At 70.4% G+C, this 17,600-nt stretch carries 16 protein-coding genes; 10 read left to right on the top strand and 6 right to left on the bottom strand.

Annotation, left to right across the window (positions count from 1 at the left end; all coding sequences use genetic code 11):
* The first annotated feature begins 55 nt into the window (after positions 1 to 55).
* Positions 56 to 799, top strand: coding sequence for a 4-hydroxy-tetrahydrodipicolinate reductase (gene dapB, locus D452_RS0122350; RefSeq protein WP_083927591.1), 744 nt, complete (start codon positions 56 to 58; stop codon positions 797 to 799).
* A 651-nt stretch (positions 800 to 1,450) separates the two neighbouring features.
* On the opposite strand, the gene D452_RS0122345 is transcribed toward dapB, so the two are convergent.
* The 4 genes from D452_RS0122345 to D452_RS0122330 all read right to left on the bottom strand — a co-directional run bounded on the left by D452_RS0122345 (position 1,451) and on the right by D452_RS0122330 (position 4,217).
* Positions 1,451 to 2,131, bottom strand: a complete 681-nt coding sequence (locus D452_RS0122345) for a class I SAM-dependent DNA methyltransferase (protein ID WP_017546369.1) — start codon at positions 2,129 to 2,131, stop codon at positions 1,451 to 1,453.
* Between the two features lie 58 nt (positions 2,132 to 2,189).
* On the bottom strand, positions 2,190 to 2,681 hold the full coding sequence (locus tag D452_RS0122340) for an NUDIX domain-containing protein (RefSeq protein WP_017546368.1): 492 nt from the start codon (positions 2,679 to 2,681) through the stop codon (positions 2,190 to 2,192).
* 18 nt (positions 2,682 to 2,699) lie between these two features.
* Positions 2,700 to 3,572, bottom strand: a complete 873-nt coding sequence (locus D452_RS0122335; protein WP_017546367.1) for a 1,4-dihydroxy-2-naphthoate polyprenyltransferase — start codon at positions 3,570 to 3,572, stop codon at positions 2,700 to 2,702.
* Between the two features lie 90 nt (positions 3,573 to 3,662).
* On the bottom strand, positions 3,663 to 4,217 hold the full coding sequence (locus tag D452_RS0122330) for a GNAT family N-acetyltransferase (RefSeq protein ID WP_017546366.1): 555 nt from the start codon (positions 4,215 to 4,217) through the stop codon (positions 3,663 to 3,665).
* Positions 4,218 to 4,333: 116 nt separating this feature from the next.
* Here D452_RS0122330 and D452_RS0122325 point away from each other — a divergent pair, with 116 nt between their 5' ends.
* From D452_RS0122325 to D452_RS0122285, 9 genes are all read left to right on the top strand, one after another.
* Positions 4,334 to 4,714: a phage holin family protein gene (locus D452_RS0122325; protein WP_017546365.1), complete on the top strand. Its 381-nt coding sequence runs from the start codon at positions 4,334 to 4,336 to the stop codon at positions 4,712 to 4,714.
* A gap of 419 nt (positions 4,715 to 5,133) precedes the next feature.
* Entirely contained in the window at positions 5,134 to 6,105 is a 972-nt protein-coding gene (gene dapA, locus D452_RS0122320; protein WP_017546364.1) for a 4-hydroxy-tetrahydrodipicolinate synthase, read from the top strand.
* Entirely contained in the window at positions 6,102 to 7,787 is a 1,686-nt protein-coding gene (locus tag D452_RS0122315; RefSeq protein ID WP_017546363.1) for a ribonuclease J, read from the top strand. Before dapA ends, D452_RS0122315 begins: the two co-directional genes overlap by 4 nt.
* A 427-nt stretch (positions 7,788 to 8,214) precedes the next feature.
* Complete coding sequence (locus tag D452_RS0122310; RefSeq protein ID WP_026129578.1) at positions 8,215 to 10,704, top strand: DNA translocase FtsK; 2,490 nt, start codon at positions 8,215 to 8,217, stop codon at positions 10,702 to 10,704.
* A 133-nt stretch (positions 10,705 to 10,837) separates the two neighbouring features.
* A complete protein-coding gene (locus D452_RS0122305; RefSeq protein ID WP_193374267.1) occupies positions 10,838 to 11,959 on the top strand; it encodes a helix-turn-helix domain-containing protein in 1,122 nt (373 codons plus the stop codon).
* A 196-nt stretch (positions 11,960 to 12,155) separates the two neighbouring features.
* Positions 12,156 to 13,589, top strand: a complete 1,434-nt coding sequence (rimO, locus tag D452_RS0122300) for a 30S ribosomal protein S12 methylthiotransferase RimO (RefSeq protein ID WP_017546360.1) — start codon at positions 12,156 to 12,158, stop codon at positions 13,587 to 13,589.
* The gene (pgsA, locus tag D452_RS0122295; protein ID WP_017546359.1) at positions 13,586 to 14,194 is read left to right on the top strand and encodes a CDP-diacylglycerol--glycerol-3-phosphate 3-phosphatidyltransferase; all 609 of its coding nucleotides are present in this window, start codon (positions 13,586 to 13,588) and stop codon (positions 14,192 to 14,194) included. Before rimO ends, pgsA begins: the two co-directional genes overlap by 4 nt.
* Positions 14,195 to 14,198: 4 nt before the next feature.
* Positions 14,199 to 14,735, top strand: coding sequence for a CinA family protein (locus D452_RS0122290; RefSeq protein WP_017546358.1), 537 nt, complete (start codon positions 14,199 to 14,201; stop codon positions 14,733 to 14,735).
* 158 nt (positions 14,736 to 14,893) lie between these two features.
* Entirely contained in the window at positions 14,894 to 15,250 is a 357-nt protein-coding gene (locus D452_RS0122285) for a helix-turn-helix domain-containing protein (protein WP_017546357.1), read from the top strand.
* 115 nt (positions 15,251 to 15,365) lie between these two features.
* Here the strand turns inward: D452_RS0122285 and D452_RS0122280 are convergent, their stop codons facing one another.
* On the bottom strand, positions 15,366 to 15,830 hold the full coding sequence (locus D452_RS0122280; RefSeq protein WP_026129576.1) for an RrF2 family transcriptional regulator: 465 nt from the start codon (positions 15,828 to 15,830) through the stop codon (positions 15,366 to 15,368).
* A 241-nt stretch (positions 15,831 to 16,071) separates the two neighbouring features.
* Positions 16,072 to 17,541 (bottom strand): glycoside hydrolase family 3 protein, encoded by a 1,470-nt coding sequence (locus D452_RS0122275; RefSeq protein WP_017546355.1) that lies wholly within the window; start codon positions 17,539 to 17,541, stop codon positions 16,072 to 16,074.
* Between the last annotated feature and the right edge of the window lie 59 nt (positions 17,542 to 17,600).

Genomic DNA, 17,600 nt, shown 5'->3' with positions numbered 1-17,600 from the left:
ACGTGTGACTAGCCCCGACCCGCCTCACCACGCCGGATTCCGCTACGCTCGTGCCGTGTTCAAGGTAGGAGTTTTCGGCGCCGATGGGCGCATGGGGTCAGAGGTCGTCAAGGCGGTTCAGGCCGCCGACGACATGGAACTCGTCGCGGGCGTGGACAGCGCCGACGACCGTGAAGCGGTGCTGGGGGCCGACTACGTCGTCGACTTCACACACCCCGACGTGGTGATGGACAACCTCGCGTGGCTGATCGACCACGGGATCCACGCCGTCGTCGGGACCAGCGGCTTCGACGAGGCCCGCCTGGCGAAGGTGCGCGCCCTCCAGGAGGCCAAGCCGGGGGCGAAGGTGCTCATCGCGCCCAACTTCGGCATCGCGGCCGTCCTGATGATGCACTTCGCGAAGAAGGCCGCGCCCTACTTCGACTCCACGGAGATCATCGAGCTGCACCACCCGAACAAGGCCGACGCCCCCAGCGGCACCGCCTACCGGACCGCCGAGCTCGTCGCTGAGGCCCGCCGTGAGGCCGGGACCCAGCCGATGCCCGACGCCACCACCTCGGAGATCCCCGGGGCCCGTGGCGCGGACGTCGAGGGCGTCCGCGTGCACGCCCTGCGCATCCAGGGCCTCATCGCCCACCAGGAAGTCGTGTTCGGCACCGACGGCGAGACCCTGAAGATCCGCCACGACTCGATGAACCGCACCTCGTTCATGCCCGGAGTCCTCCTTGGCATCCGCAGGACCGCGGAGCTTCCCGAGGCCCTCACCCTGGGCCTGGAGCCGATCCTGGGCCTGGACTAGCCATCTGACCAATGAGGGGGACCGCCACGAAGGCGGTCCCCCTCAGTCATGTCCCGTCCCCGCGTGTGCGGGGAGCACGGATGCCGAGCGACCGTCGCCAGAGTGCGAAGGGGACCATACCCGCGTGCGCGCGGGGAGCACATCAGCCGAGACCACACGTAGCCGTCACAGTGGGGACCATCCCCGCGTGCGCGGGGAGCACTCCGCGTTCGAGGCGTGCGACGTCGTGGCCATGGGACCATCCCCGCGTGCGCGGGGAGCACCCGCCCGCATGGGAGGACTCACGGCCACGGCGGGGACCATCCCCGCATGCGCGGGGAGCACTCGTGGGGGTGGGTGGTGGCCACCCGTAGCCGGGGACCATCCCCGCGTGCGCGGGGAGCACAGTGTGCCGACGCAGGGGCAGGCGTGGGGTCGGGGACCATCCCCGCGTGCGCGGGGAGCACAAAGGAAAAGCTGCCTTCTGACGGATATGAATGGGACCATCCCCGCGTGCGCGGGGAGCACACCTTGCGCATTCCCATGGAACTTCTCTTTTCCGGACCATCCCCGCATGCGCGGGGAGCACACTCTTTCACCTGGGAACTTACCGGTGGCAAGGGTCCATTTTTCCAACTTCCCGAGAAACGGACATTTCCACCTTCCTTGCGGCTACGCGCCTCGGCGGCAAGTGAGGAAGATCTGCACCTCGGGGTGGGCGCCGTCGGGGTTGTAGGAGACCACGCGCTCGTCCTCGATGATGAGCCCGGCCCGCTCCACGACCTCTCTCAGTTCATCACGGGGGTAGGCGGACACCCGGATCTCGTTTCCCAGGAAGGAGATGGGCTGGTCGTCCAGGTCTGCCTCGACCATCGACAGGCACACCAGGCCGCCGGGCGCCAGCGAGGCGCGCACGCGGCCCAGGGCCTGCGGGATGCGCTCTTTGGGCAGGCAGAGCAGCGAGAAGAACGCCACGATGGCGTCGTACGAGCACTCCACCGGGTCCAGGTCGACGATGTCGGCCCGGCGGAACCTCGCCTCGGGAACGTTCTGGCGGGCGAGCGCGATCATCTCCTCGGAGATCTCGAAGCCGGTCACCTGGGCTCCGGAGCTGACCAGCTGGCGGGCCGTGGGCAGGCCGGTCCCCGAGCCGAGGTCGAGGACCTGCGCGTTCGGTGGCAGCAGACTCAACAGCCGACGGACGCAGTCCTCCTGGCCTTCCTTGTTGGGAAAGGCCTCGTCGTAGCGTTCTCCGATCGTGTCGAACGCGTTCGCCTGGCGGGCGTTGCGTTCGGCCCAGGCCACCGGGTCAGGGGCGAGCTCGAGGGGATCGGTGGGGTGGTCGCTCGGCACGGTTCTCCAAGGGGGTACATAGGCGGGGCAGGCATCGTAACCGGAGTGGCGTCCGCGCTCAGGTCGGCCCAGGCAGGACGGCGTGTCCGTGTTCCAGGTAGACCAGACCTCCACCGTGGTCGTCCACCGAGACCGCCGCCCGCATACGCCGGGCCGTCCCTTCGGCGAGGTAGTCGAAGAGCCGCTCGGGCGGAACCCACTCCCAGCCGGACAGTTCGTCGGGCGGCAGCCGGAAGCCGGTGTGCGGGACGTCCACCCGGAACAGCCACTGGTAGGCGGCCGTACGGGGTGGCCGGGGCGGCACCCAGTCCACCACCAGCGGGGCCCGCACGTGGGCGGTCACTCCCAGCTCCTCGGCGATCTCCCTGCGGCAGGCGGCCACCGGTGACTCCTCGGCCTCCATGATCCCGCCGGGAACGCCCCAGGGCCTCTCGGGGTCGTACACGCGCCGTACCAGGAGTACGTCGCCCGAGGCCGAACGGATGAGTCCGCCGGCCGCTCCCCGGGTCGCGGGCAGGTTCGCGAAGAAGTCCTCGTCGCTCTGGTCCACCCGACGACCCTAACCCGCCTAGCCCAGGGCGAGCGCCACCGAGAACAGCACGCCGAAGGCCATCTGGAGCTTCCCGGTCTCGCCCAGGCCCAGCACCAGGTCACGGCCGACCTGGCCGCCCAGGACCCGGCGCAGCGGGGGCACCGCGAGCGGCGCGGCCAGCAGGACCAGCGGCACCCACCAGGACACCGTGGTCAGCACGAGGGCGACCACGAAGGACGCCACGATCATCCCCGCGTAGAGGCGGCGGGTGCCGCTCTCGCCCAGGCGCACAGCCAGGGTGATCTTGCCGGTCTCCCGGTCCGTGGGGATGTCGCGCAGGTTGTTGATCACCAGCACCGCGCAGGAGAGCAGACCCACCGGCACCGACGCCACCCAGGCCTGCCAGGGCAGCGTCCCCATCTGCACGAACACCGTGCCCACCACGGCCACCACACCGAAGAACACGAACACGGAGACCTCGCCCAGGCCCCGGTATCCGTAGGGGGAGCGCCCGCCGGTGTAGTACCAGGCGGCGGCGATCGCGGCCGCGCCGATCAACAGCAGCCACCACGAACTGGTCGCCACCAGCACCAGGCCGACCACACCGGCGAACGCGAAGCTCCCCAGCGCGGCGGCCAGCACCTGATTCGGAGAGGCGAGGCCGCTCGCGGTCAACCGGGTGGGGCCGGTGCGCTCCTCGGTGTCGGTCCCCTTGACCCCGTCGCTGTAGTCGTTGGCGAAGTTCACGCCCACCTGGAGCGCCATGGACACCACCAGGGCGAGCAGGGCCTTCCACCACACGAACCCGCCCAGGGAGAAGGCCAGCGCGGTGCCGACCGCCACCGGGACGATCGAGTTCGGAAGCGTGCGGGGGCGTAGCCCCGAGACCCATTCACTGACCGTGGCCACGCGCCGGTCCTCCAGATTCGAGACGGTGACACGCCGAGGGGCGCGCCGGACAACTACCCAACGGTAGTGCCTGGCCGCCGCGCCGCCGAACTACTCGGAGACGGTCGCGTGCAGCCGCACCATCGGAAGCAGCCGACCCATGTCGATCTCCCGCCTGGCCCCGTCCGCTCGCCACCCCGAGGCCTCGAAGAACGTCCGCAGCGCGTTCTCCTCCTCCGGGACCCACACGTGCACGGTGCCGAACCCGCCCTCCACCAGGTGGTCCACGCACGCGTTCACCAGGCGGCTGCCGTGCCCCTGCCGCACCCTCTCCGGGTCCACGTGCAGGGCGAACACCTCCGCGTCCTTGGCGGGCCACAGGTCCGGGTCCCCGGCCGGGCCGAACGCCGCGAACCCGACCACCGTGCGCACCCCGCCGTCCTCGTCGGTCGCCACCACCAGCCGGTGCCTGGAGGTGGGCGGCGACTCCAGCGCCGCCGTCCACTGCTCACGGAAACTCTCCCGAGCCTGCGCACCCGAGAGCTCCTCGGCCACCTCGGCGGGCAACAGCTCCCCGTACACGGACCGCCACGACGCGACCTGGAGGTCGACCACCCTCTCCACGTCGGCGGCACGGGCGGGACGGACGAACTGCGCACTGGACACGAGGGGGCCTCTCGGTTGGATCCGGACCGACGTGCGCGGGTGTGCGACACGCCGGACGAAAAGATCACCCACGCCGGAGTTTCCGGACCTTGCACCGGCATGGGAACATCTACGTTGTGAGCCTCATTATCAGAGTTATCGCGAACGCGCTGGCCCTTTGGGCCGCTGTCCTCCTTGTCGACGGGATCGACGTCACGGCGCAGGACACCGTCGGTCAGGTCGTCGTCTACCTCGTGGTCGGCGCGATCTTCGGCGTGGTCAACGCGGTCATCAAACCGATCGTCAAAACGGTCGGCTGCCTGTTCTACGCCCTGACCCTGGGTCTGATCGGGCTGGTGGTGAACGCGCTGCTGTTCATGCTCACCGCGTGGATCGCCGGGCTGTTCAACGTCCCCTTCCACGTGGACGGGTTCTGGCCCGCCTTCTGGGGAGCCATCGTCGTCACCATCGTGAGCTGGGTGGTCAGCATGTTCCTGCCCGACGGCAAGGACGACTGAGACACGCCCGAAACGACCCCCGCGCACCGTCTTCCGACCACGGTGATCCCGGGCCCCGTCCGAGTGACGCGGGCCCGGTGCGGGTAGGTTCACACTTCCGGGCACCGGTCGAGCGCGTAGGCTCCAGGTGACCTGGTCGGTCACGACCGGGACGGTCCCTCACCTCAACCCACGAGGACGGGGCCCGAACCGGACACGCTCCAGCGCACTCCCACGTGCGAAGGACACACAGACTTTCCCGCTTCCGGTGGCCCGCGTTCACCGGTCGCGGCGACGGACGCTCAGCGCCGTCTTCACCCGTAGCACGGAGGAAAGCACCCGGCTCGGGACACGCACCTGTTTCACGCACATGGAGAGGAGGAAGGGCAACCCAGGGCCCCGATGCCTTCCGGCGGGGGCCCGAGAGCCTTTCAGACACGATGGTGGAACCCAAGAACCGCCCGTTCGGCAAGATGTTGACCGCGATGGTCACCCCGATGCTCGAAGACGGGGAACTCGACTACGACGGCGCCGCCCGACTCGCCACCTACCTGGTGGACGAGCAGCACAACGACGGCCTGGTCATCAGCGGCACGACCGGTGAGTCGCCCACGACCAGCGACGACGAGAAGGACCGCCTGCTGCGCTCGGTGGTCGAGGCCGTCGGCGACCGCGCCCAGATCATCGCGGGCGTCGGCACCAACGACACCCGCCACAGCGTCAAGCTGGCGAGGGCCGCCGAGAAGGCGGGCGCGCACGGCCTGCTGGCGGTCACGCCCTACTACAACAAGCCCCCGCAGGAGGGGCTGATCCGGCACTTCACCGAGATCGCCGACACCACCGACCTGCCGGTCATGCTCTACGACATCCCGCACCGCACCGGGACGCCGATCGCCTCCGAGACCCTGGTCCGGCTGGCCGAGCACCCGCGCATCGTCGCGAACAAGGACGCCAAGGACAACGTCGGCGCCAGCTCCTGGGTCATGGAGCGCACCGACCTGGCCTACTACTGCGGCACCGACATCCTGAACCTGCCGCTGCTGTCCGTGGGCGCGGCCGGTTTCGTGAGCGTCGTCGGCCACATCGTCGGCAGCGACCTCAAGGACATGATCGACGCGTTCGAGGAGGGCGAGGTCGGCCAGGCGCTGGCCATCCACCGCCGCCTCACCCCGGTCTACACCGGCATGTTCCGCACCCAGGGTGTCATCACGACCAAGGCGATCCTGAACCTCTTCGGGCTCCCCTCCGGTCCGGTCCGCACACCGCTCGCCGACGCGTCCTCCGAGCTCCAGGCCCTGCTGCGCGAGGACCTGGCCGCCGCCGGGGTCAAGGGCCCCATCGGGCTCGCCCCGCACCAGGCCGTGCCCGCCAGCGCCGTGCGCGTCGAACGTCTGACGGAGGGTTCCGTATGAGTCACCCGCACCCCGAACTCGGCCCGCCCCCGCCCCAGGGCAAGGGCGTCCTCCGCATCGTCCCGCTCGGCGGGCTCGGTGAGATCGGCCGCAACATGACGGTCTTCGAGTACGACGGCCGTCTGCTCATCGTCGACTGCGGCGTGCTCTTCCCCGAGGAGGAGCAGCCCGGCGTCGACCTGATCCTGCCGGACTTCGACTACATCCGGGACCGTCTCGACGACATCGAGGCGATCGTGCTCACCCACGGGCACGAGGACCACATCGGTGGTGTGCCGTTCCTGCTCCGCGAGCGGGCCGACATCCCGATCGTCGGTTCCAAGCTCACCCTGGCGCTGATCAGCGCCAAGCTCGGCGAGCACCGGATCAAGCCGGAGACCGTCCTGGTGGAGGAGGGGGAGCGACACGACTTCGGCCCCTTCGACCTGGAGTTCTTCGCGGTCAACCACTCGATCCCGGACGCGCTCGCCGTGGGCATCCGCACGCCCGGCGGCACGGTACTGCACACGGGCGACTTCAAGATGGACCAGCTGCCGCTGGACAGCCGCCTCACCGACCTGGCCGGGTTCGCCCGGTTCGGTGACGAGGGCGTGGACATCCTGCTGTCGGACTCCACCAACGCGGAGCAGCCCGGGTTCGTCGTCAACGAGCGCAACCTGACCGAGGCCATCGACAAGGTGTTCCGGCAGGCCAAGAAGCGCATCGTCGTGGCCTGCTTCGCCTCGCACGTGCACCGCGTCCAGCAGGTCATCGACTCCGCGACCGCGCACGGCCGCAAGATCGCGTTCGTGGGCCGCTCCATGGTCCGCAACATGAACATCGCGCGCGACCTCGGCTACCTGAGCATCCCCGGCGACACGATCGTCGACGTCAAGCAGCTCGACAAGATGCCCGCCGACGAGGTCGTGCTGATCTGCACCGGCTCCCAGGGCGAGCCCATGGCGGCGCTGAGCCGGATGGCCAGCCGGGACCACCAGATCCGCATCGAGGAGGGCGACACCATCCTGCTCGCCTCGTCGCTGATCCCCGGCAACGAGAACTCGGTCAACCGGGTCATCAACGGCCTCACCCGCTGGGGCGCCAAGGTCGTGCACAAGGGCAACGCGCTCGTGCACGTGTCCGGCCACGCCTCCGCCGGTGAGCTGCTCTACGTGCTCAACATGGTGCGTCCGCGCAACTTCATGCCGGTGCACGGCGAGTGGCGGCACATGCGTGCGCACGCCGACCTGGCCAAGCTCACGGGTGTGCCGAGCGACCGCATCGTCATCGCCGAGGACGGCGTGGTGGTGGACGTGTACAAGAACCGCGCGAAGATCGTCGGCGCGGTGCAGGCCGGATACGTCTACGTGGACGGCTCCTCGGTCGGCGACGTCACCGACGCCGCCCTCAAGGACCGGCGCATCCTCGGCGAGGAGGGCTTCATCTCCGTCGTCGTCGCGGTGGACTCCAACTCCGGGAAGATCCTCGGTGACCCCGAGATCCACACCCGGGGCGCCGGCATGGGCGCCGAGGCCTACGACGACGTCATCGACAAGATCCAGGACGCTCTCGACAAGGCGGCCTCCGACGGGGTCAACGACCCGCACCAGCTACGGCAGCTCATCCGCCGCAGCACCGGGCGCTGGGTCAACGAGACCTACCGTCGTCGCCCCATGATCATCCCCGTCCTGGTCGAGGTCTGACCGTAGGGGAAGCAGGGACACGGCCCGGGAACGTACGCGTTCCCGGGCCGTTTCCTTGTGCATCTCCGCTTCGGCCCCAGGCGCGAGCCCCTGCACTATGCCTCGGCCATCCCGTCTGAACACCTTTGCCGCCAGGGGGGTGCTTTTGTTCGGGCGCTGCCAGGGTTGTGCAGGAGGAGTCAAGCCGTCAGCGAGGAACGAGTCAGGCGTGGACGACGATGAAGAATCCCTGGCTTTCTGGGCGCCTGAACACGCATCGATGCGGAGCGGAGATGCAAAGGGATACAGCGAAGGCCCCAAGGAAACAGGGAACACGCCGTGCCTCCTGCGTGCTCCGGGTTGGACGGCTTAGTAGGCTTCCCGCCGTGCCGGGCAGCTGTGCCCGCCCCTCGGAATCGACCCCGTCCCCGGTGGAGGTGACCCCCCGATGGCCACGCGTGCCTCCTCAGGTGGTGCTGGGCGCAAGAAGCCCGCCGCACGCAAACCCGCGGCGAAGAAGCGCATGCCCGACGGGCCCATCGCCTATGTGGTCACGCTCTTCGGCCAGTTCCTGCTGGTGGTGTGGAAGGTCATCGCGCACACGGTGGGCGGGGCGGCCCGCGCGGTCGGACGCAGCGCGCGCGGTCTCGACCCGGACCTGCGCCGCGACGGGATCGGCCTGATCCTGCTGGCCCTGGGGATCCTCGTGGCCGCCGCCGTGTGGTGGCAGAGCGAGGGCCCGCTGCTGGAGGCCACCCGCTTCGTGGTGGTCGGTGGCTTCGGCACCTTCTCCCCGATCCTGCCGCTGCTCTTCCTGCCCATCGCGGTCAAGCTCATGCGCACCCCGAGCACCAGCAAGGAGGGCGACGCGGGACGGCTGTTCATCGGGGTCACCGCGATCATGCTCGGCCTGCTCGGGCTCATCCACATCGCCCACGGCATCCCGCAGCCCGTCGACGGCATCGAGGGGCTCCAGGACGCGGGCGGCGTCATCGGCTTCGTCGCCTCCGGCCCGCTCAGCTCGGTGGTCACGCCCTGGATCACCGGGCTCCTGCTGGCTCTCATCCTGGTCTTCGGCATCCTCGTGGTGACCGCCACCCCCATCCGTCGCATCCCGGATCGCCTCCAGACCCTGTTCGGCGCCCTCATGGAGCGCGACGCCGGCCCCGACGCCGGGATCGGCCTCCTCGGTGCGGACCAGGAGACCAAGCCCAAGCCGCGCAAGCGCAAGCCCAAGGCGCAGACCTCCGAGGCCCAGACCGTCGCGGGGGACCACGAGCGCCCCTACGACAGCCCGGTTCTGCCCAGCGAGCCCGAGAAGGGGACGATCGCCCCCGCCCTCACCGACGAGGAGGAGGCGGGGGCCGCCGAGGCGAAGAAGCCCGCCCGCAAGAAGGCCAAGGCCCCGACCCCCGACCCCACGCCGCCGCCGGTCACCACCGAGCAGCTCTCCATCCCCTCCCGTGTGGTCGAGGGCGACTACGAGCTGCCCGCCCCGGCCATGCTCAAGCCGGGCACCCCGGTCAAGCCCCGCACCCAGGCCAACGACGACGTGGTCGCGGCCCTGAGCGGGGTCATGCAGCAGTTCAAGATCGACGCCGAGGTCACCGGGTTCACCCGGGGGCCGACCGTCACCCGGTACGAGATCGAGCTCGGCCCGGCGGTGAAGGTCGAGAAGGTCACGGCGCTGTCCAAGAACATCTCACTCGCGGTCAAGAGCGCCGACGTGCGCATCCAGTCGCCCATCCCCGGCAAGTCCGCGATCGGTGTGGAGATCCCCAACACCGACAAGGACATAGTGAGTCTGGGCGACGTGCTGCGCTCCTCGGCGGCCACCTCGGACGACCACCCCATGCTGGTGGGCCTGGGCAAGGACGTCGAGGGCACCAACGTCGTGGCCAACCTGGCCAAGATGCCGCACGTGCTGGTCGCGGGTGCCACCGGAGCCGGTAAGTCCACCTGCATCAACGGGCTCATCACCTCCCTGATGATGCGCGCCACGCCCGACGAGGTGCGCATGATCCTGGTCGACCCCAAGCGGGTCGAGCTGACCATGTACGAGGGCATCCCCCACCTGATCACCCCCATCATCACCAACCCGAAGAAGGCCGCCGAGGCCCTCCAGTGGGTGGTGGGGGAGATGGACCGCCGCTACGACGACCTCGCGGCCTCCGGGTACCGGCACGTCGACGACTTCAACGCCGCCGTGCGCACCGGGGAGCTCACCGCCCCTCTGGGCAGCGAACGCGTCTACGAGCCCTACCCCTACCTGCTGGTGATCGTCGACGAGCTCGCCGACCTCATGATGGTCGCCCCCCGCGACGTCGAGGACGCGGTCGTGCGCATCACCCAGCTGGCCCGTGCCGCAGGAATCCACCTGGTCCTGGCGACCCAGCGACCCAGTGTCGACGTCGTCACCGGCCTGATCAAGGCCAACGTGCCCTCGCGGCTGGCCTTCGCCACCTCCAGCCTCGCCGACAGCCGCGTCATCCTCGACCAGCCCGGCGCGGAGAAGCTGGTCGGCAAGGGCGACTCGCTCTTCCTCCCGATGGGCGCGGGCAAGCCCATCCGCCTCCAGAACGCCTGGGTGGCGGAGAAGGAGATCCGGGGGATCGTCGACCACTGCAAGAAGCAGTCCGAGCCCAGCTACCGCGAGGACGTCGCGGTCGTCGACACCAAGAAGAAGGAGATCGACGAGGACATCGGCGACGACATGGACCTCCTGCTCCAGGCGGTCGAGCTGGTCGTCACCACCCAGTTCGGGTCCACGTCGATGCTCCAGCGCAAGCTCCGGGTCGGCTTCGCCAAGGCGGGCCGCCTGATGGACCTCATGGAGAGCCGCGACGTCGTCGGCCCCAGTGAGGGCTCCAAGGCCCGCGACGTCCTCGTGCAGCCCGACGAACTCGCCGCGGTCCTCACCGACATCCGGGGCGGATGAGAGCGAATCCCCGTCCGTGACGCCCGATTTGGCTCGTTCTTGAGGCCTTCATGGGGCGTGGTGACCTGCGTTGTCCGTGTCCTAGTAGCAGAGTGGGTAGACGTAGGCACAGACAGTCGCGGGGGGAGTGCGCATGGCGACGATCGGCCAGACCCTGTCCGCCGCACGAATCGCGGCGGGTTGCTCCTTGGAGAACCTGAGCACACGTACACGTATCCGTATGCAGGTCCTGAGAGGTATCGAGAACGAGGACTTCGTCCCCTGCGGTGGGGACTTCTACGCTCGCGGGCACATCCGGAGGATCTGCAAGCTCTTCGGCCTGGATCCCGAACCGCTCCTGGAGGAGTACGAACGGGAACACGCCTCGCCTGAGAAGGCGGCCTTCATCCCCCTGCCCCGGCACCCTTCGGCACAGCCGAAGGCCGCCAGGGTCGCCGCCGCACAAGGGGGACGGGCCCACGCCGGGACCGACGAACACGAGGCGCCCCAGAGCGCCCCCCGCAGTTTCGGGGACGAGGAGGCGGACCCGGAGCAGCGAGCGGAGAACTGGGGCCACTTCGAGCGCAACCAGCGCCTCGCCCGGCCGCCACGGCGCAACCGGCCCAAGGGGGTGCCGGCCACGGCCGGGGCCGTACCGGGGCCGCGCTCGCCCGGCAGGCACAGCAGACCGCAGAGCCCGCCTCCCGGCCCTGGGCCGGGAGCCACCCGCGCCAACGTGCCCCGGAGCGGTGTCAGCGGCACCCGGACACGCCGCGCGGAGGCCGTCCGGAGGCACTGGCCCTGGGCCGTGGTCGGACTCATCCTGATCGCTGCCGTGTTCGTGGGCGTCCGCACCTGGCAGGGCTGGGACGAGGGCAACCCCGTCCGGACCGCCTTCGAGTCGGCGCGGGCGAGCGGTGAGGACGGGGTCGACTCGGCCCTGCGCCCGAACGACGCCCCGCCCGTTCCGGTCGAGCGCGCCGAGGCCGCCGAGGACACGGCACCCGTCGAGGCGGAGCCGGTCGAGTTCACCGTCTCCCTCTCGGCCGCCGACCGCAGTTGGATCGAGGTCAGCGAGGTCGACGGCGAGGCGCTCTTCACCGGGTTCCTCCTCGAGGGCGAGGCCCAGGAATTCACCACCGAGGAGCCGCTGAGCCTGTGGGTCGGCAACGCGGGCTCGGTCAACGTGACCGTGGACGGCGAGGACCACGGCCCCAGCGGACAGATCGGCGAGGTCCGGGAGGTCACCATCGGCGCCGAGGGCCTGGAGGACTGACGGGCGCTTCCACGGCGCGGCTCGGCACCACGCGAGACGAGGCCGGGGTACGGGCGGGTAGGTCAACCACGGTAGTGTGGGGGGCTGCGGGCGGCGACATTCGACGCCTTCGTGCGAGCACGACCCGACCGGTACCCCGGCCTTCGGCCGCGCCGCGCCCCGCAGTACCCGTAGCTCTCCCACACGCTTGGAAGCCATGTCATCGCGCCGTACTGTCTCACTCGTCACCCTGGGGTGTGCGCGTAACGAGGTCGACTCCGAAGAGCTCGCCGGACGCCTTGCCGCTGGCGGCTGGGACCTCGTCGACGACGACACCAAGGCCGACGTGACCGTCGTCAACACCTGCGGGTTCATCGACGCCGCCAAACAGGACTCGATCGAGACCCTGTTGGAGGCGGCCGAGGGCGGCGGGAAGGTCATCGCTGCGGGCTGTATGGCCGAGCGCTACGGTTCCGAGCTGGCGGACGCCCTCCCCGAGGCCAACGTCATCGGGTTCGACGACTACGCGGCCATCACCGACCGGCTCGACGACGTCGTGGCCGGGCGCACGCTGGTGCCGCACGACCCGCGCGACCGCCGCACCCTGCTGCCGATCAGCCCCTCCGAGCGCGACGCCTCCCAGGTCCACGTGCCCGGGCACGCGGCCTTCGCTGACTCCCAGGGCGCCGAGGGCACCGAGCTGCCCTACCGTGCGGCCACCCCGCGCCGCCGCCTGACCGGCGGCCCGGTCGCCAACCTCAAGATCGCCTCCGGCTGCGACAGGCGCTGCACCTTCTGCGCCATCCCCGCCTTCCGGGGCGCCTACATCTCCCGCCAGCCCGACGAGATCGTCCGCGAGGCCGAGTGGCTGGCCAGCGAGGGCGTGCGCGAGGTCTTCCTCGTCAGCGAGAACTCCACCTCCTACGGCAAGGACCTGGGCGACGTGCGGGCGCTGGAGAAGCTGCTGCCGCGCCTGGCCGCCGTCGAGGGCCTGGAGCGGGTCCGGGTCAGCTACCTCCAGCCCGCCGAGGTGCGCCCCGGCCTGGTGGACGTGCTCACCACCACCCCCGGTGTGGTTCCCTACTTCGATCTCTCCTTCCAGCACGCCAGCGGCCCGCTGCTGCGCCGCATGCGTCGCTTCGGTGACCGCGAGCGCTTCCTGGAGCTGCTGGAGACCGCCCGCAAGGGCGCCCCGGAAGCCGGAGCGCGCTCCAACTTCATCGTCGGCTTCCCCGGCGAGACGGAGGAGGAGTTCCAGGAGCTGGTGGCCTTCCTCAGCGAGGCCCGCCTGGACGCCATCGGCGTGTTCGGCTACTCCGACGAGGACGGCACCGAAGCCCTGAACCACGAGGGGAAGGTGGCCGAGGAGGTCGTCCAGGAGCGCGTGGACACCCTCAACCGCCTGGCCGAGGAGCTCATGGTCCAGCGGGCCGAGGAGCGGATCGGTACCGAGGTGACCGTCCTGGTGGAGACCGTCCTGGAGGACGGCGCCTACGAGGGGCGCGCCGAGCACCAGGCGCCCGAGGTCGACGGCAGCACCATCCTCTACGGCGAGGGCCTGGCCGTCGGCGACCTCGTGCGCGCCACCGTCATCCAGTCGATGGGGGCCGACCTCGTCGCTGAGCAGGACGGGGAAGCCGCCGACAGATGAGCACCAACGACCCCGCGGCCTCGCCCGCCCCCCAAGCTCCACTGTGGAACATCGCGAACATCCTCACGATGAGCCGCCTGGTCATGGTGCCGGTCTTCGTCTGGTTCATGTTCCTGGACGGGCTCGGTTGGCAGCTCGCCGCGTTCGCCGTCTTCGTGGTCGCCGCCATCACGGACCGCGTCGACGGCGAGCTGGCCCGACGCCGGAACCTCGTCACCGACTTCGGAAAGATCGCCGACCCCATCGCGGACAAGGCGCTGACCGGAGCCGCGCTGATCGTGCTCTCCATCCAGGGTGACCTGTGGTGGTGGGTCACCGGCGCCATCCTGCTGCGCGAGTGGGGGATCACCGCCCTGCGCTTCGCGGTGCTGCGCTACGGCGTCATGCCCGCCAGCAGCGGCGGCAAGCTGAAGACCGTCCTCCAGATCGTGGCGATCAGCATCTACCTGTTCCCGCTGCAACTGCTGCCCTTCACCGACGTGTTCACGTGGATCGCGCACGGAGTCATGGCGGCCGCCCTGGCCGTCACGCTCTGGACCGGCCTGACCTACGTGGCCGACGCCGTCCGCCTCGTGCGCGCCAAGGGCGCGAACGGCGGGGAGTAGGGCCGTGGACCCGGCGGGGGAGGAGACCCGGATCGGGGGAGAGGCGCTGGAGGCCGCGCGGGCCGCCCACCGCGTCCTCCTGGAGGCCGGGGCCACCGCCGCCACCGCGGAGTCCCTCACCGGCGGACTGATCGGCGCCCACCTGACCGCGGTCCCCGGTGCCTCCGCCACCTACCGGGGCGGAGCCGTCACCTACGCCACGGACACCAAGTCCTCCGTCCTGGGGGTCCCCGAGGGCCTCCTCGCCGAGCACGGAGCCGTCCACCCCGACGTCGCCGTCCACATGGCACGCGGGGCGCGCCGCCTCACCGGAGCCGACTACGGGCTCGCCGTCACCGGTGTGGCCGGGCCCGAGCCGCAGGACGGACAGCCCGTGGGGACCGTCTACGCCGCGGTCGCGGGACCGGGCTCACACACACGGGTCCTCCGGTTCAGTTTCACCGGGGATCGTTCGGGTATCCGCCTTGACACGGTCGAGGGTGCGCTGAGGCTCCTGAGGACCGCCGTTCGCGGGGACGTGACGGGAAACGCCCGGGCCTGATCCCTCCGGCTGGTCCACCTCCCCCGGGGCGCGGGAACAAAACCACCCCCGGACGAGGTTCCCCCTCCAGCGAACAGGACGGCAAGAGGTGCCCGAATTGGGCGTGGGGCAGGTACGGTGTTGTATATGAAGGTCGTTACCGGTGGGAGGGAGCGCGAATGATGGTCCTGCTTCGTCACCTACTTGGTGACGTGCTCAGGCGGCTGCGCCAGCGCCAGGGTCGCACCCTCCGTGAGGTGTCGGCCGATGCACGGGTCTCCCTCGGATACTTGTCCGAGGTCGAGCGGGGACAGAAGGAAGCCTCCTCCGAGTTGCTTTCCTCGATCTGTGGGGCCCTCGGGGTCCCGCTCTCGCAGGTCCTCAGGGAGGTCTCCGACCAGCTGGCCCTGGCCGAGCTCCAGGAGGCCGCACTGCTGGGCGACGCGGTCACGAACGACCCCGTTCCCGCGCAGGACCTCGGCATCGCGCCCGTACCGGATCGTGTTCCCCAGGTCGCCGACATGGCCGGTGTGTGACACCAGGCCCCGCGCGCTCACACCAGCGCGGACCGTAGTCCTCGTTCAGGAAGCCGGTCACCCCTCGGGGTGACCGGCTTCCTGTGTGCTGGGCGGCGCCCCGGCGGGGCGTCCGTCACCGGTGGGTGTGGTTGACCCAGGACTCGGGGTCCTCGGCCAGCACACGCACCTGTTCGGGAAGTTCGTTGGTGACCAGGTGCTGGAGGTTGACCCCCTCCAGGATGGAGCGCTCACTGGCGCGCAGGGCGATCCACACCTGTTGCAGGCTGCGGGCGGCCCCGTCGTAGTCGACGTGCTCGGGGCGTTCCCCGCGTACGTTGGCGAGCGGTCCGTCGACCGCCCGGATGATGTCGGCGAGGGAGATCTCCGCCGCTGGTCGGGCGAGCCAGTAGCCGCCAACGGGGCCCCGTTGGCTGCGTACCAGACCGGCACGCCGTAGCTGGGTGAGGATGTTCTCTAGGAATTTTCCGGGGATGGCCTGCGCGCGTGCGAGCTGCTCGGCCGTCACCGGACCGTCGCTGGCGACAGCGAGCTCTGCGGCCGCGCGAAGCGCGTAGTCGACCCGGGCTGAAAGGCGCATGCTGTGATTATGCCGTGGTTAGAAGGGCGAATGGGGCACCGGGCGCCGACGAGTGTTGCCGACGGCCGGGGTGCTACACGCCAAGGGTACTTCTCCTACCGACTTTCGAGGACATGGGTGATGTTCGCCATCGCGTCGGAACCGGAGAACACCCTCGGCCCGGTCCCTGGTAGCGGCGGGGACCGGGCCGAGGCGGGGCGTACGGGGTGGGTACGCGTGGGAGGGGCGGCGGACGGCCGTCCTACCGGGCGGCCTCCAGCGCGCCCGTGGAGCCCAGGAGTTCGGCGGCGCTGAGCCCGTTGACGTGGGCGGCCCCGTAGGTGCTCACGTAGGCGCCGCAGTCGGGGCGCCAGATGGGGAGCCCCATCTCCACCACCACAGCCTTCGGGCGGGCGCTGAGCAGGGCGTTGACGAACGCCTGGGCGGTCGGGTACCGGTGCGCGTCGCGCACCACGACGACCAGGTCGCGGTCGGAGGCGGCGGCCAGCACGGTGGCGGGCTCGTCGGCCTCGGGCGCAACCCGGACGGTGTCGCTGAACCACGGACCCAGGCCCCACGGCACGTCGCCGACGGCCACCCCCGCGGGGGCGTCCACCTCGACCACGTACGGGTTCTCGAGCGGCGGGATGTCGCCGTCCACGCGGGTGGCGCGGCGGGCCCCGGTCAGGCCGACCCGCTCGGTGTCCCCGGCGTCCGCGCGGTTCTCGGCCGAACTCCGGATCCACTGGCGCAGTCGGGCGTTGCGGTCGGCCGCCTCCTCCAGACGCTCACCGGACAGGCGTCCGTCGCCTACGGCCTCGACCAGCGCCGTGCGGACCTGGGCGACCTGGTCGGCGTACACGAACCGGCCCAGGCAGAGGAGGTCGCACCCGGCGGCCACGGCGAGCACGCTGGCCTCGGGGATGCCGATCTCACCGCTGACCCCGCGCATGTCCATCGCGTCGCTGACCACGACCCCGTCGAACCCGAGTTCCCCGCGCAGCAGATCGTTGAGCACGGCCTGGTTGAGCGTGGCCGGGCCGTCGCCGCCACCCAGACCGGGCAGTTCGATGTGCGCGGTCAGGATGGAGCGCACACCCGCGTCGATGGCGGCCCGGAACGGCAGCAGTTCGCGACGGTGCAGCAGGTCCGCGTCGGCCTCCACACGGGGCAGGGTGTGGTGCGAGTCCTGGGAGGTGGCTCCGTGGCCGGGGAAGTGCTTGGCGCACGCGGCCACCCCGGCCTCCTGGAGACCCCGTACGGAGGCGGCGGCGTGGCGGGCGACCAGTTCGGCGTCGGCTCCGAAGGAGCGGGTGCCGATCACCGGGTTGTCGTCGGCGACGTTGACGTCCACTGAGGGGGCCAGGTCCAGGTTGAAGCCCAGGCCGGAGAGCTGCTGGCCCAGCGCGCGCAGGGTGGCCCGGGTGAGGTCGGGGTCGTCCACCGCGCCCAGGGCGGCGTTGCCGGGGTAGTCGCTGCCCCGGGCCTGGCCGATGCGGGTGACGTCGCCGCCCTCCTCGTCCAGGGAGATCAGCGGGGTGTCCGTGGCCCCGCACAGGCTCGCGTTGAGAGCGGTGACCTGCTCGGGGCTCTCCAGGTTGTTGTGGAAGAGACAGACGCCGGAGATCCCGTCCGCCAGCCCGTCCAGGATCCATCGGGGGGCATGGAGGGACTCGAAGGGCACCAGCAGCGTGGCGTTGGCCAGACGCTCCAGTGTCGGGTCGTGCGGCATGACGAACTCCGTTCGGTGAGCAAGGGTGCCCATGGGAGGGCAGACGCGTAGCGGGGATG

Origin of the sequence: Nocardiopsis prasina DSM 43845, assembly GCF_000341265.1 — a bacterium.
In the GTDB taxonomy this organism is placed as follows: Bacteria; Actinomycetota; Actinomycetes; order Streptosporangiales; family Streptosporangiaceae; genus Nocardiopsis; species Nocardiopsis prasina.
The sequence above is the reverse complement of the archived record's forward strand: the minus strand, read 5'-3'. Positions and strand labels throughout refer to the sequence as shown.